Annotated in this window: 18 protein-coding genes and 1 rRNA gene; 9 read left to right on the top strand and 10 right to left on the bottom strand. The window is 40.2% G+C overall.

Annotated elements, in window-relative coordinates; translation table 11 throughout:
* A 16S ribosomal RNA gene (locus IEE83_RS32240) occupies positions 1-97 on the bottom strand; the annotation flags it as partial.
* A 75-nt stretch (positions 98-172) separates the two neighbouring features.
* On the opposite strand from IEE83_RS32240, the gene IEE83_RS33370 reads away from it, so the two are divergent.
* The 3 genes from IEE83_RS33370 (at position 173) to IEE83_RS32230 (ending at position 3,323) form a co-directional block, all read left to right on the top strand.
* Positions 173-304 carry a hypothetical protein gene (locus tag IEE83_RS33370; protein WP_262893283.1) on the top strand — a complete coding sequence of 44 codons (132 nt, stop codon included), beginning with the start codon at positions 173-175 and terminating at the stop codon, positions 302-304.
* A 508-nt stretch (positions 305-812) separates the two neighbouring features.
* Complete coding sequence (locus IEE83_RS32235; protein ID WP_194124808.1) at positions 813-2,525, top strand: GMC oxidoreductase; 1,713 nt, start codon at positions 813-815, stop codon at positions 2,523-2,525.
* A gap of 57 nt (positions 2,526-2,582) precedes the next feature.
* Positions 2,583-3,323 carry a DUF72 domain-containing protein gene (locus IEE83_RS32230; RefSeq protein ID WP_194124807.1) on the top strand — a complete coding sequence of 247 codons (741 nt, stop codon included), beginning with the start codon at positions 2,583-2,585 and terminating at the stop codon, positions 3,321-3,323.
* A gap of 332 nt (positions 3,324-3,655) precedes the next feature.
* Here the strand turns inward: IEE83_RS32230 and IEE83_RS32225 are convergent, their stop codons facing one another.
* The 5 genes from IEE83_RS32225 to IEE83_RS32205 form a co-directional block, all read right to left on the bottom strand.
* Positions 3,656-4,636: a potassium channel family protein gene (locus IEE83_RS32225; protein WP_194124806.1), complete on the bottom strand. Its 981-nt coding sequence runs from the start codon at positions 4,634-4,636 to the stop codon at positions 3,656-3,658.
* A gap of 165 nt (positions 4,637-4,801) precedes the next feature.
* Positions 4,802-5,848: a T9SS type A sorting domain-containing protein gene (locus tag IEE83_RS32220; RefSeq protein ID WP_194124805.1), complete on the bottom strand. Its 1,047-nt coding sequence runs from the start codon at positions 5,846-5,848 to the stop codon at positions 4,802-4,804.
* Between the two features lie 765 nt (positions 5,849-6,613).
* Entirely contained in the window at positions 6,614-7,111 is a 498-nt protein-coding gene (locus IEE83_RS32215) for a GNAT family N-acetyltransferase (protein ID WP_194124804.1), read from the bottom strand.
* A gap of 184 nt (positions 7,112-7,295) precedes the next feature.
* Positions 7,296-9,770, bottom strand: a complete 2,475-nt coding sequence (locus IEE83_RS32210) for a hypothetical protein (RefSeq protein ID WP_194124803.1) — start codon at positions 9,768-9,770, stop codon at positions 7,296-7,298.
* 108 nt (positions 9,771-9,878) lie between these two features.
* Positions 9,879-10,874 carry a GlxA family transcriptional regulator gene (locus IEE83_RS32205; protein ID WP_194124802.1) on the bottom strand — a complete coding sequence of 332 codons (996 nt, stop codon included), beginning with the start codon at positions 10,872-10,874 and terminating at the stop codon, positions 9,879-9,881.
* Positions 10,875-11,004: 130 nt separating this feature from the next.
* On the opposite strand from IEE83_RS32205, the gene IEE83_RS32200 reads away from it, so the two are divergent.
* The 4 genes from IEE83_RS32200 (at position 11,005) to IEE83_RS32185 (ending at position 13,759) form a co-directional block, all read left to right on the top strand.
* Positions 11,005-11,412, top strand: coding sequence for a VOC family protein (locus tag IEE83_RS32200; RefSeq protein ID WP_194124801.1), 408 nt, complete (start codon positions 11,005-11,007; stop codon positions 11,410-11,412).
* 91 nt (positions 11,413-11,503) lie between these two features.
* Positions 11,504-11,983: a hypothetical protein gene (locus IEE83_RS32195; protein ID WP_194124800.1), complete on the top strand. Its 480-nt coding sequence runs from the start codon at positions 11,504-11,506 to the stop codon at positions 11,981-11,983.
* A gap of 2 nt (positions 11,984-11,985) precedes the next feature.
* Positions 11,986-12,483, top strand: a complete 498-nt coding sequence (locus IEE83_RS32190) for a DUF1579 domain-containing protein (RefSeq protein WP_194124799.1) — start codon at positions 11,986-11,988, stop codon at positions 12,481-12,483.
* 106 nt (positions 12,484-12,589) lie between these two features.
* On the top strand, positions 12,590-13,759 hold the full coding sequence (locus IEE83_RS32185) for a peptidoglycan DD-metalloendopeptidase family protein (RefSeq protein ID WP_194124798.1): 1,170 nt from the start codon (positions 12,590-12,592) through the stop codon (positions 13,757-13,759).
* A 92-nt stretch (positions 13,760-13,851) separates the two neighbouring features.
* Here the strand turns inward: IEE83_RS32185 and IEE83_RS32180 are convergent, their stop codons facing one another.
* A complete protein-coding gene (locus IEE83_RS32180; protein WP_194124797.1) occupies positions 13,852-14,133 on the bottom strand; it encodes a hypothetical protein in 282 nt (93 codons plus the stop codon).
* 263 nt (positions 14,134-14,396) lie between these two features.
* Between IEE83_RS32180 and IEE83_RS32175 the strand changes: the two genes are divergently transcribed.
* Both IEE83_RS32175 and IEE83_RS32170 read left to right on the top strand, forming a co-directional pair.
* A complete protein-coding gene (locus tag IEE83_RS32175) occupies positions 14,397-16,340 on the top strand; it encodes a tetratricopeptide repeat-containing sensor histidine kinase (RefSeq protein ID WP_194124796.1) in 1,944 nt (647 codons plus the stop codon).
* Between the two features lie 35 nt (positions 16,341-16,375).
* Positions 16,376-16,996: a response regulator gene (locus IEE83_RS32170; RefSeq protein ID WP_194124795.1), complete on the top strand. Its 621-nt coding sequence runs from the start codon at positions 16,376-16,378 to the stop codon at positions 16,994-16,996.
* Here IEE83_RS32170 and IEE83_RS32165 read toward each other — a convergent pair.
* The 3 genes from IEE83_RS32165 to IEE83_RS32155 all read right to left on the bottom strand — a co-directional run bounded on the left by IEE83_RS32165 (position 16,973) and on the right by IEE83_RS32155 (position 21,196).
* A complete protein-coding gene (locus tag IEE83_RS32165; protein ID WP_194124794.1) occupies positions 16,973-18,046 on the bottom strand; it encodes an aminotransferase-like domain-containing protein in 1,074 nt (357 codons plus the stop codon). The two genes, IEE83_RS32170 and IEE83_RS32165, sit on opposite strands and share 24 nt — an antisense overlap.
* An 81-nt stretch (positions 18,047-18,127) precedes the next feature.
* Entirely contained in the window at positions 18,128-19,720 is a 1,593-nt protein-coding gene (locus tag IEE83_RS32160) for a sulfatase (protein WP_194124793.1), read from the bottom strand.
* A 33-nt stretch (positions 19,721-19,753) separates the two neighbouring features.
* Complete coding sequence (locus IEE83_RS32155; RefSeq protein ID WP_194124792.1) at positions 19,754-21,196, bottom strand: arylsulfatase; 1,443 nt, start codon at positions 21,194-21,196, stop codon at positions 19,754-19,756.
* Positions 21,197-21,615: the final 419 nt, after the last annotated feature.

The following is a 21,615-nucleotide window of genomic DNA, read 5'->3' as shown; positions in this document are numbered from 1 at the left end:
CGCACCCGTACGACGGTGACATTGCTGCCCCCTCGCCTTGCATGTATTAAGCCTGCCGCTAGCGTTCATCCTGAGCCAGGATCAAACTCTCCATTGTAAATTTTTGTTTGTGGTAACCCCGAAAGATCCCACGTTATCTTCTTAAACGAACTATCTTGTTACTCTCTTCATCATGTCAAAGAACTGTGCTCCGCATCTTCCGGAACTCGCTGCGCTGATCGTTTTCAGCGCCGTACTACCCGATTGGGAGTGCAAAAGTGCAGCCTTTTTTTTTAACACGCAAGTGCAAAGCCAAAGTATTTAAAAATCTTTTTTGAAATAATTTGTAAGAAGCTCAAAATGAGGAAAATCCACCCCAAAGTTTTTTTGAAGTTCATCGATGTAGTTGAAAATACGCGAGATTTGGCCACGTTCATGGATAGTGAGGATTGGAGATAAGGTAAATTGTAGCTTAATCTCTTTTCAAAGTTGATGCAAATGATACCCGAAAGTTCTTTTTATAATTAGGAATCAAATTTCTTTGAAGAATTGTACTTCTAAGCACAAAACGAAGAACAATTCTTCACCTACTTTGGAAATACTACTTTCTATATCAAAAAAGGGTTAATAGATTTTTCGTTGTTTATATATAGGAAGAACTTTGCGCTACATTAATATAAGATTCGCAACAGCCTGACTACATAATGGCTTCAATTATAATCAGCCTAAACAGTTTTATTAATCTTACAGTAATTATATTAATCTCTTCCTTTTAAGATAAATAATTTGTTCGGCACGTCCGGATTACCATCACCCATGAACAAATTCCTGAAATGTCAAACCTTAATATAGATTCAGTAAAAGCTCGCACTTTTGATGCCATTGTGATCGGTACCGGGATAAGCGGCGGCTGGGCGGCGAAAGAACTTACTGAAAAAGGATTAAAAACACTCGTTTTAGAACGCGGAAAAGATGTCAAACATATTGTAGATTATCCAACTACCAACATGCAGCCCTGGGAATTTCCACATTTGGGACAACCCACTTTGGCGTTGCGTGAACAAAACCCGATTGCCAGCAAGCATTATATATTCAGGGAGGATTCGGTGCATTTTGTAATGAAAGATGCCGAACATCCTTATATACAAGACAAGCCTTTCGACTGGATGCGCGGATATCAGGTTGGCGGACGCTCGTTATTGTGGGCGAGACAAACCCAGCGCTGGTCGGATTTTGATTTTGAAGGTCCTGCCAGAGACGGTTTTGCTATCGATTGGCCAATTCGTTATGCAGATATTGCTCCCTGGTATAGTTATGTCGAAAAGTTTGCAGGCATTTCAGGAAATAAAGATGGATTGCCTCAATTGCCCGACGGCGAATTTTTACCTCCTCACGAACTGACGTGCGTCGAAAAACATTTCAGCGAACAAACTGCTAAAAATTATAATAACACCCGTCCGATAATAATAGGAAGAGCGGCACATATTACGGATCCTCAGCCAATTCACACGGAACAAGGCCGGGCAAAATGTCAGCATCGAAACATTTGTCAGCGTGGATGTCCGTTCGGAGGATATTTCAGCAGCAATTCATCAACAATTCCCTGGGCAGAACGTACGGGAAATCTGACTTTACAACCCTATTCTGTCGTTCATTCTATTATATATGATGAAAAGAAAAAGAAGGCAACCGGTGTGCGTGTTGTAGACACCAATACAAAAGAAATGACGGAATATTATGCCAAAATCATTTTCCTGAATGCCTCTGCCATTAATTCTAATTTGATTTTGTTGAATTCTACCTCCAACCGTTTTCCAAATGGATTAGGAAATGACAGTGGTGTATTGGGCAAATTTATCGGTTTTCATAATTATCGTGGACGAATCACAGCCGGTTATGACGGATTTTTGGATTCTACAACGGATGGAAAAAGACCCAATGCTGCTTATATTCCGCGTTTTCGTAATGTTGTTAAACAGGAAACTGATTTTCTCCGGGGCTATGCAGCTTCCTTTTCTTCCAACAAAATGGGAAACCCAACAGACGGAATTGGAGAATCATTAAAAGAACGTTTGCTAAAACCAGAAATCGGCGGATGGACTGCCGGTGCTCAAATGATGGGTGAGACTTTGATGAAGGAAACCAATTTTATAGCATTGGATCAAACTCGGAAGGACAAATGGGGAATTCCGACACTAAGAATGCATGTCGATTTTGATGATAATGACATGAAAATGGTCCAGGATTTTTATGTCCAACTTTCTGAAATGCTGGATAAAGCCGGATTTAAAAATATTAAAACATCAGATACCAAACGAAATCCGGGAAGCGAAAACCATGAAATGGGCGGGGCCAGAATGGGAAAAGATCCTAAAACTTCTATTTTGAACAAATGGAATCAGATGCACCAATGTTCCAATGTATTTGTAACAGACGGTGCTTCTATGGTTTCAACAGCAACCCAAAACCCTTCATTAACCTACATGGCGCTGACTGCGAGAGCGGTAGATTATGCAATTAAAGAAATGAAAAAAGGGAATATTTAGTTTGCCGGTTCTCTGGCAGGATTTTTTCTTATCCGTTGACGATTAAACGAATCATCAATGGATAAGAAAGCCAAAATTCACATTGGAACTTCGGGGTGGAGCTACAAACACTGGGCTGGAATTTATTACCCGGATGGCTTGAAACCAACCGATTATCTTTCTTACCATTCCAAACAATTTCACACCGCGGAAATCAATACCAGTTTTTATCATTTGCCAAAAGAAGAAACAGTTAAAAATTGGGTCAAACAAGTTCCTGACGAGTTTCTCTTTTGCCCAAAAATGAGCAGATATCTAAGTCACATGAAAAAGCTTCATGATGCGCAGGAACCTGTTGACAGATTTTGCAGCATTTTTGATGAAATCAAGCAACAATTAGGTCCTGTCCTTATTCAGCTTCCTGCCAGCGTACATTTTCATGAAGAACTTACCGAAGAATTTTACCAAGTTTTAAAAACGAAACCGGATTATAAATTTGCCATGGAAGTGCGTCACGAATCCTGGTTTTCTGATGAAAGTATTATGCTTATGAAAAAATTCGGAGTTTCATTAGTATTGGCGCATTCCAACAATTTTCCATATCTCGAAGCGATTACTGCCAAAGATATTTATGTAAGATTTCATGGCCCAATGGGCCTTTATTCTTCATCTTACGATGATAATTTTCTGGCGGATTATGCTGAAAAATTTAAAAGCTGGAAATCAGAAGGGCATAACATCTGGGCATATTTTAATAACGATATAAATGGATACGCGCTGGAAAATGCCAGAAAATTGATTGATCTGACGCAAGATTAATCTTCTTTTAAATGGAAAAATCTCTATTTAATTATCACTGATTAAGCTTGTATAATCCTTTGAGCAGGAATATCATTCCTCATTATTCAGCTTTTATTCAAAATATTAATAAATATAGATGGTCCTTCAATTATAAGTTGTTAGATATTTGAATTGGAGCAACTACTTTGAAAATTTGCATTGGAGACAAAGTTGCTGTCAAAAAACTGGTAATTGAATAAATCGCGTTTGAATTTGTCAAAAATATTTTCAAATCACTTTATCAGAAGAGAATGGCTCAGACTTGAAAGCCTGAGCCATTCTCTTCTGATAAGTGGTATTTATTATTCTAATCAACCTAACAAAACAGTAGCCGCCTTGATCTGCTGTCCGCTTCCCATTAATAATAAACCTTCTCCCGGCGTGGTTATGTAAGCCGGCTCGGGGTTGCGGTGGTATTTTCCATTGATCATTTTAACACCCAAAATCGTACAGCCCGTTTGCTGCCATAAATTAAGCTGTCCTAAATGAATGGAATTATGCACTTCAATTTCTGTAATCTGGAATTTTTCATTGTGCTGGGAACTGATAAGGGAAATGAATTCCTGAACATCGGGAATAAGTACCAGACTGGCCATATGTGCTCCACCCAGTTTGTCGGGCATGATCACGTTACTTGCTCCTGCAATTTTTAATTTGTTAACACTCTGGTCATAAGAAGCCCTGCTTATAATCACAATGGAAGGATTCAACTGTCTTGCTGTTAATACGATGAATAAATTAGCGGCATCGTCCGGTAAGGAAATGATAATGGCTTTTGCTTTTAAGATTCCGGCCTCAATTAAAACCTCGTCCCGGGTTGCATCAGCATAAATGATCACATCTCCCGGATGAGGCGCAGCCACTTTTGAAGATTCAATAACCGCAAATCTGACATCATTTTGCCTGAGAATCTCACAAGCCTGACGTCCGTTTCGCCCATAACCGCATACCACCACGTGGTTTTCCATTTTTTGCAGATAATTGTGTTGTTTATATTGCTGATATTCCCGGCTCCATTCTCCATCGGCAAGCAGCCTTGTTACGAGTGTCAGATAATACGCAACAAGCCCCACGCTGCTCACAATCAGAAGAATCGTGAAAAGACGGCCGCCATCACTCAACTTGTTCACTTCTCCATAACCAACCGTGCTGATGGTAATTATGGTCATGTAAAGTGAATCCAGCCAACGGTAATCTTCAATGATTACATAACCAAACGTACCGACCAATGTAAGGAAGCCCAGATATACCAGAGGGCTAAAAAACTTTTTAAAAAGTAACCAGCGATTCATCCATTATAGCGTTCGACAATTTACTAACCCAAAGTCCTTATTAAATGTAATGAGAAAAGCCATTAGCTAAATTAATAAACCTCTGATTGTCAATTGAAATTCTAAAATAACGATTCTATTACAATTTTAAGCCGGTTATGCAAGATTGGAATAAAATTGTTCAGATTACCTCGACACTATAATTTTCTGAGTTGCCCAGGAGCCATCAGTTTTCCCAATTTTCATAATGTAAATTCCCTGTTTCAGGTTTGTCACATTTACAGATTGTAAAGGCGTCTTGCCAGAATCATATACCGTGGCTCCGGAAAGATTTATCAGTCTGATATTATTCACATTAACCCAGTTATTCGTCTTGATTGTAAGGTGATCCGCAACCGGATTCGGAAATATTTCCAGATCTAAATTTTCAAATTCGATATTTTTAATAGAACTAAACGCAAAAGTTTCATCCTTATCGATCATTTTCAGACGGTAATAATTATTTCCATTCGACGGATTTGTATGTAAAAAATGATAATCCAGTCTGCTTTTACTTTCGACACCGGAGGCTACTGAGCCAATTAAATTCCAATCTTTTCCATCCTGACTATGCTCAATATCAAATCTGTCACTGTTCGTTTCCGAGGTTGTTGACCAGTCCAGATTAACCTGCGTATTTTCCTTAGTGGCCTTAAACGACAATAATGTTACCGGAAGAGGTGATATAACAGAAACCGGAGCGGACATGAGATCATTGCCTGGAATTAAATTTCCAGAAGGAGGATAGCTAAGGTTAAATTCTGTTACAACAGTTGCGTATAAAATCTCTGCATCACCTTTCACCGCCACTAAAGGAATCTTTACAGTTCCGTAACTTCCTTTCGGGATCCCATCCGGCACCGTCAGTTTGATAACCGTTGATCCTGAAAAAGTTGACATCTGGCTCACTATTATCACATCAAAAGGGACTTTCGAAAAGTCCAGAGGTCCGTTTACTTTCAGAATATATGGAATACTAATCGTAAACGTAGCATCATACGGTGTTAAAGCCTTCCCGGTGGAAAAACCACCTGAATAGTTGCCAATAATTACTTCAAGTGCTCCCTTTCCGTTTATTTGAAAAATAGATTGGGTGAAACCCATTCCAGACGAACCAGGATCAGCCTGTCCATAGATTGTTCTAAAAGAGAAAAGACTAATAATCAGTAGTAAAAATTTTGCGATAGATTTCATAATTTAAGTTGTTAGAAGAGGGTAAATTCGTCACCGTAAGGTCGTTGAATTAACAGTAAACAGACAGATCGTCCCAAGCTGAGCCTAAAACGATAGTCAGACACTTATTAATTTTCCTAAGTTCTTGAAAGCATAAATAGTAACCGCCAGTTTCAAATACTCACAGCAATATCCCAAACAGTTTTCGCCTGTTGATATGAACTATGACAGAAGCTGATTCGGTTAATTCGCAATACCTAGAAATGGCATCGGCGGTTGTTTTGTACCACTCTGTATCTCGACTGAATTTCAGAGTGTAACTTGTAGTGTAATGGGCTGTGATTCTCAGGCCTGAGAATTGTGTTAAGGGAAATTAAACTGTTTACAGGTTTCATAACGATGAGGGATTTTTGTTTTGTTCTTTCAATTCAATACATCTTAAACTCTTTAACCAAAGGCATTTAACTGTATCAAAAACGATGCAATTCTAATAAAATTGGAAACGCAAAACTATCAGTTCTTATTTAACGGTAATTCTCTTCTTTACCGTCGATCCTCTATCAATCAGAATTAACAGATTTCGTTAACAATCCTCACCCTAACTTTCACCCTTATACGTATTTCAATACATGATCTTCAATGGAAATAAATCAAAAAAATACATTTATAATTACATAATGATCAATTTTAATATTTTCCTCTTATCAAAATTTATTTCAGAGTTTTTCTCTGAAATCATCCCTGGTAGTTGCTATGCCTGCAAAATTGATGTTATGCTGTATATGCTCATTGAATAATTAAATGATAATAAACATTTTCGCCCATCATCCTCGGGAAATTAGCCGGCATATCTTCACTGTTCATTTTTATAAAACCATTTTTTTCATAAAATCTGTGCGCTGCTTTTAACATATGAACAGTACCCAAATAAAGATTTGTAATCTCTTTTTCTTTACAAAATGTTATTAAGGTTTCAAGTAATTGCTGCGCAGCTCCATTTTCTTTTCCACGAAATTCCTTTTTCACAAACATTTTTCTAATAGCTCCTGAATTACTTCCAAAACCAATTAAAGCTATTGAACCGACTAATTCATCTCCGTTTTTTGCTCCCCAAAAACCTCCTTTGGTATTATGATAATGTGTTTCGATATCTAATAAATCCGGTTGTCCTTCAAGTGTTACCGGAACATTAAATTCGATTTGCTGGATTGGTAAAATAAGATCCAAAATTTGTTTACAGTGATTATTGTAAATCGGTTTGATCGTCAGGGAATTATTCATCATTCTTATTTATGTTAAAATATATATAGTCAACTACATTGTTAACTTAAAGCTATTTATGATAATTCACCATTTAATCAATTTACCCGTTTTCGTCAGGCTGTTTTTTTCATTTTACCAAAAAAATCAGGGTTTCAGATTTCTATTGAAATAGACCTCTGAAACCCTGATCAGAAATTATTATCTACTACTCTCGGCCCCTGGGATTGCCTCTTTCTCTTGCCGGCTGTGCATTTTGTCTCGGAGCACTATTTCTTTGCGGATTTGCAGCCGGCTGTTGTCTTGTTTGAGGCGCGCGATTCTGATTTGGAATCACAGCAGGTCTGGAATTTTGACGGTCGTTCTGGTTTTGCTGAGCCGGTTGACGGGTCGGCTGATCTGGCCGGGTAATGGTTGGCCGGGCATTCTGGTTCCCATCCGCTGGTCTGCTAATATCAGGACGAGGATTTTGTCCATTTCCAATATTAGGTCTGGTCCGGTTGGGCACTGTATTTTGGTCGGAACCTGTGGACGGTACAGTAACATTCGGACGACCGTTCTGACCGTTTCCAATGCCCGGGCGCGTTCTGTCCGGAATCGTATTTTGATCTCTGCCCGTTGATGGACGCGTTACGTCAGGGCGACCCGCATTCTGACCGTTCCCAATTGCAGGTCTGGTTCTGTCAGGAAAAGTGGTTTGTCCCGAACCGGTTGAAGGTCTTCCGATATTTGGACGCCCATTTTGGTCATTTCCTGTTACAGGTCTTGTTCCATTTTGGCGACCTGGAATATTATTCCCGTCTGTTGGCCTGCCCGAACCCGGACGTACAGATGGTCTGAAAACGTTATCCCGCGTTGCTACTACATATTTTCTGTCGCGATACAAGTTGTTATTATTGTTTCCATAATTCGGTCTGCCGTTACCATTTCCGGGACGGTTAATTGTCATATTGGGTCTTGGACGATTTGGATAGCCGCCATTACCTTGTCGGCTTCCGTAATATCCGCCATTCCAACCCCAGGGACGATAAGGAGGACGATAGGCCGGAGGCCCAAACCAGCCGCCATAATTTGGTCGCGAACGGCCATAGTGATACCAACCCACATTAAATCCTAATCCAAAACTCATGGACCAGCCAGCCCAAGGATTGTAATGCATACCAAAACCCCAGGTCACCGGACGAGGCCGGTAATATCTTCCCCGCCAAGGACGATAATGCCAGCCTGTCCCCCACACAACAGTTGGCCCGTAAATGTAATTCCCCATATATCCCTGGGTATAACCAACATAGACATATTGCGGTGTAGTCTCGTAAATGTATACATAACGTGCATTGTACGCGCTGCTGCTTGGCGGAATTCTGTCTAAATCTGAGGGCCGTTCATTGGCAACCTGCCAAGGTCCGTATGGATTATTACTGATAAACCATATACCATTTTCCAATGCATAAAACTGATTGTTGGCAGCCTGCATAACGGTGATATTGGCATTTTCTGCAACCGAAAGATTTGTATTCTGAATTGGTACAAAACGTGGATCTCCGTCGTAATTCACTTCAACTCTCGCTGTGCTGCGGTCCACTTTGGCAGTTTGCGGGATTTGTGCTTCCATCACGGCATCATCAGCCTCTTCCGTACCTGCCACACTAGCCAGAACACCATCCTTTTCGGAACCAGCCGGAATATTGGCAAAAGCTGCCGGCAAAGCATCCTGCGGAACATATTGCCACGGTCCGTTTAGAGAAGTACTGTTATACCATCTTCCGGCAATCAAAATGTAATTTTTCTGACTGTCAATATCCTTGAAAATTTCGTCAAGCGAATTGTTCACATAGAGCAAAGTAGAACCCTGAACAGCCTGGTACGTCGGTTTTCCTTCCGTCTGAATTATTTCAGCAGGCTCAGTAACGACAAGAATATCCGTTGGCGTTGTAAATTTGTTGGTTTCCTCATTTTCCGAAGAAGCTTTTTTCTCTTCTTCTTTCATTTTGGCATCAACTGCTTTGATTCTGGACGGAATATTTTTGACATAAACCCATCCATCCTTAACCCGGGTCGATGAATACCAGAAACTTCCTCCATACAAATAGTACTTATTATCATCCGGATTTTTGACGATCAGATAAGGCGTATTGACAACCCTCGTCATTTGCAGGTCGTCATCCTTTTCTTCCATTGGCTCACCATCCAGAACAATCAGCGTCGTTGGTTTATCACGATAAATAATCAGTGGCGCATCATTTTTCAGGTTTTCTGCACCTTGTTCCTGGTTAATGGCAGCCTGAATGTTATCTCTGGAAAACTGTACCCGTAAGCCTGGAAAACCCTGCTCAACCGATTTTTTGAAATTATCAGTATCAATATTATCATCATCGGCAAACTTTGATTGACGTACCGTCACATTTTTCAGTGTTGTATTATTCCCGGCAGTTAGTTGTCCCTGAATCCACATGGCACCAAAAACTGGTTCGTCACCCGATTTTTTGCGGATAGAAACGGCCGCACGCGCGTTCAGATTATCTCCCGAAAGTTTTTCAGGTTGAAGTTGGTAAATGGAAATCGTTCCTCCACCCGAAAGCGGGATTTCCTTCGGCCAGGTATTATCCTGCGCCAGGGCTTTTACCCCGGCCAGACCGATCAGAAAAACAGCCGCAAGTATTACATTTTTTGATATGGCTAACATAATTTCATTTTTAAGTAACTGTCAGTAACATGAAAAACGTATAATCTGACTTACGGGACTTTGACACATGGAGGTATCAATTGGTTTAAAATGAAATGAACTATAAATTTATTTTGAGGCATAACCTATGCCTTCCATTCTGCCCACATTGAACTTTTCACGATATGATTTTGGCGTCATACCTGCACTTTTTTTAAACAACTGACGAAATGCCTTCAGATCATTATAACCTGAATTCAGCATTACTTCCAGTACACTCTGATCGGTTAATTCCAGCAATTTTTTAGCTGCTTCAATCCTGGTTTTTTGCAAATATTCTATCGGCGTTACGCCCGTGGCAAGTTTGAACCTACGTACCACATTTCGTCTGCTGGCGGGAATATCCTGAATCATTTCCTCAATGGTGCTGGATTCCTGATAGGCGTCTTCAATCTTTTTCTGCGCCATAGTCACCAGAATATCACCGTGATTCAGAGGTGGTTGAAAAGTGCCAAAGTATGCCTGCTGCTCACGGTCCATGTCAATGGCAAACAATTTGGCAATGTGAAGCACCACTTCTCTGCCGCAATATATTTTTAACAAATGAAGCATCAGATGAAAACTGCTTGTGGCACCACCGCTGGTATAAATTCCTTCCTCATCCGTCACAATCGCATCTCCATACAAACGCACGGCCGGAAAATTTGCTGCAAAAGCCGAAGTCGAATTCACGTGTGTCGTTGCACTTTTTCCATTCAGCAAACCAGTCGCAGCAAGTAAAAATGCGCCGGTACAAAAGCTTGCAATTTCAGCACCGTTCTGATACTGCTTTTGAAGCCATGGAATAAACTGGATATTTTCTCCAACTGCAACCTGTGTTACATCCGAAGCAAAAGCAGGAATTAGTATTATGTTTTGTTGTTCAGCGGTTTCTATCGGTTGAAGTTCATAATTACCAAAGGTCTGGTCGGCAGATTCTGATGCAAGTGTGAATAATTTTATATCAAAAAAAGAAGACTCGCCCTGAGCCTGATAAAATCTGTTTACCGATTCAAAAACATCCAAAATTGCCGCTACGCTAAGTAAACGGTGTCTCTTTGTAATTAAAAGCGCTAGTTGTACCATTTTCTCTTTTTTAGTTTATGACTAATGTATGCATTTTTGTCCCAAATCCCCCTTACTGTTGACTTTTTAAGCCTGTATTTTCCGCAGGCAATATACTTAATTTTGTCCTGTACTGTAATCAATAAATACCATGAAACTGATCCCGTATTTAAATTTCCAAGGCACCTGTGAAGAAGCGATTGACTTTTACCTGACGGTTTTCGAAGGGGAAATTGTGTATAAAGATTACTTTAAAAATGCTCCTATGGAAATACCAGAGGATTATAAGGAAAAAATCATGCACTGCCAGCTGGATTTTGGAGATAACACATTAATGGCCTGCGACGCATTTCCAGGTGTTGAAATAAAGGAAGGAAATGGTGTCGATTTATCTATCGGTTTTGATGAAGAAGTGAAGGCAGAAGAAATTTTCAACAAACTGGCAGAAGGCGGAAAAATCACCATGCCTTTCGAAAAACAGTTTTGGGGCGCCTGGCTTGGGCAACTAACCGATTCTTTTGGAAAAAAGTGGATGATCAGTACCAATATTCATGCATAGGTTTTAAATTTATAGCAGTTGTTTAGGCTCCACAAATATTATCCTGATACAGCGAAACGCCCCGCAAACTCCTACATTAAATGATATAAATATGGATGCAGTTTTTAAGAAATTAAATCTGAAAAATCAAAAAACGGTCGTGGTGTTAAATGCTCCGGATTCTTTCGGAGTAAATCTCGATAGTATCCGTGATAAAGCTGCGGTTGTTAATGCTCTTGAAGAAATTTCCGAAATAGATTTTATCCTGGTTTTTGTTACCAAACAAATTGAAATTGATAATCTGATTCCCAAAATTGCCCAGCTTTTGAAAGGCGATGCAGTGTTGTGGATGTGTTATCCGAAAGGAACTTCTAAAAAATATAAATGCGATTTTAACCGGGATACTGGTTGGCAGATTATGGGAAATTATGATCTGGAACCAGTCAGAATGGTTGCAATAGATGAAGACTGGAGTGCGCTAAGATTCAAAAAAGTAGATTTTATCAAAACAATGAAACGCTCTTCGGAGCATGCGTTGTCGGAAAAAGGAAAACTAAAATCAGGACAAATCAATAATTTTCACGCTGAGTAACTATGGCCCAAAGTAAATTTGAAATCTCTCTTGAATCCGGTGAACATCAAAAATTGCAGGCTCTGGTAGGAACCTGGGAAGGAATAACCAAAACCTGGTTTGAACCTGACGTTGTAGCAGATGAATCTCCCATGAAAGGTACTATTCGCTCAATACTCGGAGGGCGATTTGTGATGCATGAATATCAGGGAAGTTTAACGGACAATCCTTTTGAGGGAATCGCGGTTTATGGTTTTGACATTCAAAATAATGTTATTCAGTCCTCCTGGATCGACAGTTTTCATATGGGAACAGGCATCATGTTATCCATCGGAAATCCTGTTGATAACGGTTTTTCCGTTTTGGGCAGTTACGGCGGCCCAGACTTTCCTGAACCATGGGGCTGGCGTACGGTTGTTGAATTAGTTGATAATGATAAACTGATCATTACAGCATACAACATTTCTCCGGAAGGCCAGGAAGATAAGGCCACGGAAACTGTATATCGACGGATTGAATAAAAATTGATAGTACTTTTTGAATTGTGCAGACAGTGTCTGCACAATTCAAAAACATCCTCATGGCATGAATTTATTGCTTACCACTTTAAGTAATAAAATATAACCTATGAGATTATTATCAAGACTTTTCCTGTTCATCGCGATTGCTTTTTTTGCAATTTCCTGCAAGCGTGTGCCAGTTTCCCACTGGTTTCCGGTAACGCCACAGGAACATTACGAGCAGGAATTGTATAAACTTAAAGCAGAAAAAACTGTTGCAGCACAAACCTGGTTTAAGGCTGGAAAACAAGTTTTGAGTGATACCTTATTTACAAATGTCCCCTATCAGGAAAGATTTTATCTTGGCGATTCATTGCCGGCTCAATCTGTTCGGCTGAAAATACCGGAAGGCAGAAAACTGTTAATCGTTCCAACACGTAATGACGCGGATTCACTTTCAAAATTATTTTTGGAATTATACAGAATCAAGGCAAACGGAAAACCTCAGCGGATTGAATATCTCAAAACAAATGAAGATATAGTAACGATTAACGATTCGGAAGGTGATACGCTGTTAATCAGAATTCAAACCGGATTGAATGAAAAACTCCGTATTTCCTTAACACTTACCACACAGCCAACGCTAACTTTTCCACTGGCAAGTTATGGCATGCAAAATCTGATCAGTTTCTGGGGCGCGCAGCGGGATGGCGGCGTAAGATCTCATGAAGGAATCGACATTAAAGCACCCAGAGGAACGCCTGTTGTGGCTGTTGAAAATGGATTTATTACACAAACCGGCACAAATAATCTTGGAGGGAAAATTGTATTTTTATCAGCAAGCGGAAGTCCATATTCCATTTATTATGCCCATCTGGACAGTCAGCTCGTATCGGTAGGCCAGCGTGTGGTTCGGGGTGATACTTTGGGATTGGTTGGCAATACAGGAAATGCCATCACAACGTCGCCCCACCTGCATTTTGGAATTTATACCCGTGGATCCGGCGCGGTTGATCCGCTGCCTTTTATTAATGATAAAAAAGAAAAACTTCCGGCCTTGCCTGTAAAATCCATCTGGTTAGGAGATTCTGTACGTGTGAAAAACAAAGTGAATCTGTATGCAAGCAATGATTTTTCCAACGCACAGAAAATTCGTGTTTTACCAAGAAATGAAGTTGTCAAGATACTTGGTGAACTGGCAAAAGGTTACCGGATCGGATTATCCGACGGTACAAAAGGTTACATTCCGGCTACTGGTCTGCAATCTCTGGACAAGCAGGTTTCCCGCGGAAAATAGTAAATCCAGGCTCAGAGAAGTCAACTTTTAAAGCATTACGCATAGCTGACTTCTCTTTTAATTTGTAAAATCTTTCAAATCGTCTTCTGCCCCTAGTTACAAGGAGTATTCAAAAAATCATTCAACGCATCTTTTGACGCACCGGAATAGTATGTCGGGCAGGATTTAAAGAAATCATTTACTGCCGTTTTGTACGCCTCACATTTTGTTTTACTTGTAGGATCAGCCGCGTATGCGGTACCAGCGTTAGTTACTTTTTCCGCATTCTTTTCGCAGGATGTAGCAACAACAGGGTTTGATTTGGAGCAACTTAAAGCTATTCCCAAAACGGTACAGGTTACCAGTGTGCGCAAAATTGTAAGTTGAGTTTTCATAATATGTTTTGTTAAGGATGAATTAATAAATAGAGTTTGTTGATGAAGGTGCGTCTTGATTTATTTGTTGTTATAACTAATTATAAATGAGGACGCTTGGCTAACTTTGAACAATACAAAGGTAGTTTTGCCGGAGTGTGCCGATCAATCGTACAAAAGCACCATTTTTGAAAAATCATACTTTTAGAGGATATTATTAAAAGGTTTTATTTCAGACATTTATGCAAGTAATTTAACGGCATAATAAACCCCGGATCAGTTCAATGAAATCAGTTTTAAGCTCATTCATTTTGCTTTTTATTTGCTTTAAAGTGATAGCCCAAAAAACAACACTATCCAATATTGACAGAAAGGCAATTTTGCAGCGCATCAAACAAAGCAAGGAAGACAGCAACAGAGTGCTCGCTTATATTGAATACGGACAATTTCTGGAAGGAGAATATCTTGACAGCGCGGCCAGCTATTATATTAAGTCGGGAGCTTTAAGTGATAAAATAAATTATCAGGTTGGCCGCTTCAAGTTCAGGACAAACTATACCTATGTGCTGAATCTGCAAGGGAAATTTGCCCAGGCTTTAAAACTGAATCAGGAAAGTCTGGCGATTGCGAGGAAACTCAATAACCCGATTTATATCGGCAAAAGTCTGGCCAATATTGGTGCGAGCTATACTTACATAGGAAGTTTCAAAGAGTCGATAAAGTACTATCAGCAAGCAGCTAACATTTTTGAAAAAGAAGGAAAAACAGAATTTCTGGCGCAGTTGTATTCAAATATCGGTGCAGCTTTTGAGCAGGCAAATTTGTTTAACAAAGCTTATTCCTATAAGGTAAAAGCTGTGGCATTGGCAAGACCGATGGGTGATAGTTTGCTACTTGCTGATTTGTTGACGAATCTGGGTTTATGTGTTTTCAATTTGAAAAAATACAAAGAGAGTATCCCCTATCTTAATGAAGCACTGGTAATCGCAAAAAATATAAAATCCGACATTTTTATTGCTGAAAATTATAGCGGACTCAGCAGTGCCTACCGGAATTTGAACCAACTTGAAAAGGCAAAAGATTATGCTGAAAAAGGGTTGGCATTATCCCGTAAAAGCCATAATGTGTTTCTGGAAATGTCCTGCTTGCGTGATCTGATGTTTATTTATGAGGATCTGAAAAAACCACAGGAATCTGCAAAATATACCGCCGCGGCATTAAAAATTGCCGAGGAAAATGACATGAAAGATCATTTGGTTGAATTGTATGAAGATTATGCAGCGGATAAGGCACGGCAAAATGACTATAAATCTGCTTATGAATATCTTGATAAGTACATAAGACTGAATGATTCCTTGCAGGGAAAAGAGGTGCAGAAACAATTGCAGGAACTGGATACAAAATACCAGACCGTTCAAAAACAGAAGCAGATTATTTCATTGGAAAGAGAAAAAGAAGAAAGAAATACGATGATTTATAGCCTTGCAGCGGGCTTGTTTGTAATTATTATCATCGCAGTTTTAATATACCGAAACGTTAATATCCGCAAACAAATTGCTGAAAATGAGGTTATCCAGTTACAGCAGGAAAGACAATTGCTTGCTACAAATTCAATTTTAAAAGGCCAGGAAGAAGAACGGACCAGGGTTGCACGTGATTTGCACGACGGACTTGGCGGACTTTTATCCGGCATTAAACTCACACTCAATTCTGTGAAAGGAAATGTAATTTTACCCGAATCCAGTGCGCTGTCATTCACACGCGCACTAAGTCAGCTCGACGGCGCCATAAGCGAAATGCGCCGGGTGGCTCATAGTATGATGCCGGAAACTCTGGTTCGTTTCGGCCTCGTGGATGCGTTGAATGATTTCTGCGATGGAATTAATGAATCAAAACAGCTACATGTCAATATCCAGACTTTCGGTTTTTCAGAAAGACTGGATTCTCAAATTGAAATTGTACTTTACCGGATTGTGCAGGAATTGCTGAATAACGTTATCAAGTACGCCGAAGCGACAGAAGCTCAGGTTCAGCTTAGCAAAATAGGGCAAAGTGTGAGCGTAACGGTGGAAGATAATGGTAAAGGATTTGACACTTCGATTCTTCAAAATAATAAAGGCGCAGGGTTACAAAATGTCCAGGCAAGGGTTGATTATCTTAATGGGAAACTGGATATACAGTCAAAACCAGGGGAAGGGACTTCTGTATTGGTAGAAATTGAGGTCTGAATTACTTTTATTCAAAATGAAAAAACTTCTTCTCAATGGCTGTAAAAATTTTAATCGTAGATGATCATCCGCTGGTAGTGGAAGGGTTAAAATCTTTGCTGGCAAAGGATGAAAGTGTTGAGGTAGTTGGTACCGCGTCCAATGCTTTTGAAACCATTTCCTTTTTAAAAAATAACAAAATTGATGTTGCTTTTCTTGACATAAATCTGCCGGACATTAACGGAATTGATCTTTGCAAAAAAATTAAAGATCAATTTCCAACGGTAAAATCCCTTGCGTTAAGCACTTTTGGTGAGCGTGCTTATGTATCACGAATGATTCAAAACGGTGCCTGCGGTTATCTTTTAAAAAGTTCTTCACGGGAAGATATTCTGGAAGCTATCCGGCAAGTTATGGCCGGCGGTTATTTCATGAATGTCAATTTTGATCAAAATCAGACCACTGAAATTTCACCAAAAACAATTCCTTTTTTAACCCGAAGAGAAAAGGAAGTTTTGTTGCTGATCGCCGAAGGAATGACAAACCCTCAAATTGCTGAAAAGCTTTTCGTGAGCGTTACTACTGTGAATACACACCGGGCAAATTTGCTGATGAAGTTTGATGTAAACAACACGGCTTCCTTAATAAAGATCTCAGCGGGATTGGGTTTGGTCTAAACTTTCTGCAATAATTGTTAATCCCTCCGTCAGGATTTTTTCATCCGAAACGCTTCCCAATGCTACCCTAATTCCATTATACTTTGGATCCCCGTTTACATTGTAACCTCCACTTGTAACCACATCAACGCCTTTCGCCGAAAGATTTTCTCCAAATTGATTTGGGTTAACAGTTTCAGAAAGTGGAATCCAGAAGTGAAAACTGGTTGGTTGGGTAATCATTTTATTACCAGACAAAACTTTGGCAGCGACTTTTTGTCTTTCGGCAGCAATGTCCTGTTTTTCTTTTATAATCCGGCCAACTTCGCCTGATAAAATCCAGCTGCTGATCAATCTGGTAAACAAAGTTACAGAACCGCTGGACGTAATTCTAATCAAGGTCAATACCTGAGCCAACCATTTTTCAGGAACAATGATGTAAGATGTTTTCACACCGGGCGCCAGAATTTTGGCAAAACTGTAAATAAAAAATCCACGTTCAGGCGCTAACTGAGCAAAATTTGGAAGAATTTCAGGTTCCAGAAATCCATACGCATCATCGTCAATCAGTATTAAATCAAACAGTCGGGCCACTTCTACAATTTCCAGTCTACGCTCCAAAGGCATGATGAAACACAACGGATTGTGAATAGTCGGCATCAAATAAACGGCTTTGATTTTTTGACTGAGACATAATTCCGCCATGGCTTCCGGTTTCATTCCTTTATCGTCAATCGGACAGGAAATTAACTTAACGTTCATGATTGATGCGAGACCGATAAATCCGTTGTACGTAACAGGATCAACCAGAACCGCTCCGCCGGAAAGTCCGGTTGCTAAAAGAATTACGGTAAGCGCATGATGCCCGCCGCAAGCTAAAACCACAGATTCCGGCATCACAGGATAATCCGGTTTCGATAACCATTGTGATGCAATTTTCCTGTCTTCCGGATAACCGCCCGAAATTTCCATTTTCAGATAGGCATCGTTGGGTTCAAGTGCAGCTAAAGCATTTTGAAATAAAGTATGCTGCTTGTCCAGGACAGGGTAATTGAAGCGGAAATCGATCATAACAGGTATTTTAAAATCTCGACAATATTACACAAAGGACCACAGAGCGGACGCCGTGCGATTCAAAGGAGGGCAAAGAGATTATTCTCTGTGAATCTCTTTTTTACCTCTGGTTTTCTCTGTGTAACTAATTATTTTATTAGGCCAGGGAACAACTTTTCCATCCTTTTTATACGTCGGCCACTGCACGGCCCATTTTTTTAATTGAATGGTAAAAAGATTCGCCAGTTCCTTTAATTTTTGAGGATTTTCTGCTGACAAATCATGCTGCTCTCCAATATCATTTTTCAGATTATACAATTCCAGTTTACTTTTCCGATAATCATAAATCAATTTCCAATCCCCTTTCCGAAATGCGCTTGAAAAATGAATATTAGGCCCTTCGGCTGGAATCCAGCGGTTTGGGTGATGCCATATCAATGCTCTGTTTTCATCCTTCAAAGCGGGATTTTTCAAAATTGAGAGAAAACTCTTCCCATCAATTTGCTGAATAATTTTCGGATTACTAATACCCGCAATTTCCAGAATTGTCGGAAAAAAATCTTCAATAATCACATATTGGTCCGCAACTGATTTGGGTTTCACAACACCTAACCAGCGCACCAGCATTGGCTCACGAATTCCTCCTTCATACACAGATCCTTTCCCGGCTTTCAGCGGTAAATTATGCGTCCAGGCTTTTCCTCCACGCTGTGGTGTAAGACTTAATCCACCGTTGTCCGACATGAAAAGGATGACTGTATTTTCAGCAATTGTCCGGTCGTCCAGAAAACGCAGTACATCACCCAGACTTTTATCCATACCTTCAATCAGCGCAGCATATTTTGCCTCGGTACTATCAAGACCAGCTTTTAAATATTTTAGAACAAAACGTTTGTCGGCATCCAAAGGCACGTGGACTGCATACTGGGCCAGATATAGAAAAAATGGTTTTTTCTCTGTCAATGGCTTTTCTAAGGCTTTCAAAGCTTCTGTCGTAATCGCATCGCTTAGAAAAACGTCGCTGCCGTAATAAGCTTCCAGACCCTGAACAGCATTCCTGCTTGGTTTTCCATTTTTGGCATTATCATAATTTTTTTCCCCCAGATAACTTGCCGGATGACCGATTTCATTACCGGCAATATTAACCTGAAAACCCAGATTTTTCGGATCAGAGCCGGGCGTCCCGGCTGATCCAAAATGTGCTTTCCCGCTGTGAATCGTGTAATAACCGGCCTGACTCAAAATAGCTGGCAGTGGCGTTCCGTAAAATGTGTGAGGAATTCCGGCTACCGGACTGAATCCGTTTATATTCCAGTCTACCGGATTGAGTGTTGAATCTGCAAAATCTGTATTTTTATTTTTGTCCGGTGAAGTCCAGTGCGTAACGCGGTGATGCGCCGCATTAACGCCTGTCATCAAACTTACCCGCGAAGGTGTGCAAACCGGCATCGCATAAGCATTGGTAAATTTCATTCCTTCTCTCGCCAAACGCTCCATATTTGGCGTATGGTACCGTTTGTTAAATTCAGTAACTTTTGTCCAGAACGGAACCGAAGTATCCTGCCAACCCATATCATCGACAAGGAAAACAATAATATTGGGCTGAGTTTTTTTGTTTTGTCCAAAAGAAAAAAATCCCGAAACCAGCAGAATTGCCAGTATCGGGAAAGTTTTTAGCGGGTTATAATTCATGTTCAGGAATATTTCAGTTTGAAAAGCAATTTGTCATTTCCCGGCCTGACTTACAAATGGAAAAATGCTGGATTCGACATGCGACTTGTTCATGATCTGTCCAAGTTCTTTTGCTTTTGCAGGAAATTTCTCCGCAATATTAATACGCTCACCTGCATCTTTGGATAAATCATAAAGTTCGACCGGTGCATTCGGATGGCCTGCTGCCTTCAGCCTGACCGCTTTCCAGTTTCCCTGACGCACCGCCTGCCGACCGCCTTGCTCATGAAATTCCCAGTATAAATAATCATGTTTTTTCTGAACACCTTTTCCGGTAATGGACGGAACAAAGGAAATTCCGTCTGTTTTTTTAGTAAGTTTTGCACCTGCCAGTTCAGCGAATGTTGGGAGGATATCCCAGAAAGCACCGATGTAATCATTTTTGGTTCCGGGTTTAATCACGCCCGGCCAGCGTGCTGCGAATGGCTCACGAATTCCGCCTTCGTATAAATCACGTTTTACACCTTTAAAACCTGCGCTGCTATGAAAAAATACAGGATCAGCGCCGCCTTCCACATGCGGTCCGTTATCACTTGTAAAGATTACCAGCGTGTTTTTATCAAGTCCTTTTTCTTTTAATTTATCTAAAATCTGGCCTACGTATAAATCCAGTCGCGTAACCATTGCCGCAAAAGCAGCGTGCGGATATTGCTGCGATGCATAACCTCCGTTAGTCGCATTCGGACCATAATCAGCTCCTTTGTAAGGCTGTTCATCAAACTTTCCCTTATAGTATTGAAAGATGCTATCCTCAGGAACGATCAACTCTGCATGTGGTAAAATATAAGGCAGAAATAAAAAGAATGGCTGTTTTCCATCTTTTGAATCCACGAATTCCAGTGCTTTTTTCTGGATCAGATCCGGTGCATATTCTTTGTTATAAAGCAGATTCTGATTGGCTTCCAAAACCACCTTTTTCTGGTTTTCCCAAAGATGATCAGGATAATAACGATGCGCCAGACTTTGACAATTGTATCCAAAAAACTGATCAAAACCTTGTTTATTCGGATCGCCGTAGGAACCAACCGGACCTAAACCCCATTTTCCAAAAGCACCAGTTGCATAACCTGCTTTTTTCAAAATTTCAGCAACAGTCACGACGGAATCTGCAATAGGCTCCTGTCCTTCCGGATCAACGCCTTTGTTTCCTCTGATGTAGGTATGCCCGGTGTGTTTTCCGCTCATGAGTGACGAACGCGACGGCGCACATACAGCGGTTCCGGCATAAAATTGTGAAAATTGAACGCCTTCTCGCGCGAGCCGGTCGATATTTGGTGTATGAACTAACTTTTGTCCGTTGAAACCGACATCGCCATAACCCAGATCATCCGCCAGAATGAAGATAATATTGGGCCGTTTTGTATTTTGAGCGAAAGATGAAGTGGCTTGAAAAAGTCCGGTGAGTAGTAAGAAAAGCAAAAAGTATTTCTTTGTCATGAAATTTTAATTTAATCAACTGTGTTACATTGCAGACTTTACGGAAACAAAAATCCGTTAATGAAGAAGTGACGAAGTTAATTTGACAGGCTGCAAAAAAATTCACCACTCCTGATACCCCGCGACAGCCCAGCCGAGCAAGCATGAATTGACAACCACCGAAAATCCGGCAAGTCCGGTTTGTGCTGTCTCTTGGGTATCAGGAGTGGATATATATTTTCAATCAAAAATGGTTATCGTAATTTGTTGGATAGTAGAATATTCTTTTGATTAATATACTCTACTTATTTGATAGACAAAGTAAAGATTTTGTTTTGATACTACCAAAGGGTTTTGATAAATTATTTTACTTAGAATAGTCTTTTTTAACCGCAATGGACGCAATAGAACGCGCAATGGGCGCAAGATGAAACAATTGC

The sequence above is a fragment of the Dyadobacter subterraneus genome (genome assembly GCF_015221875.1).
In the GTDB taxonomy this organism is placed as follows: Bacteria; Bacteroidota; Bacteroidia; order Cytophagales; family Spirosomataceae; genus Dyadobacter; species Dyadobacter subterraneus.
The sequence above is the reverse complement of the archived record's forward strand: the minus strand, read 5'-3'. Positions and strand labels throughout refer to the sequence as shown.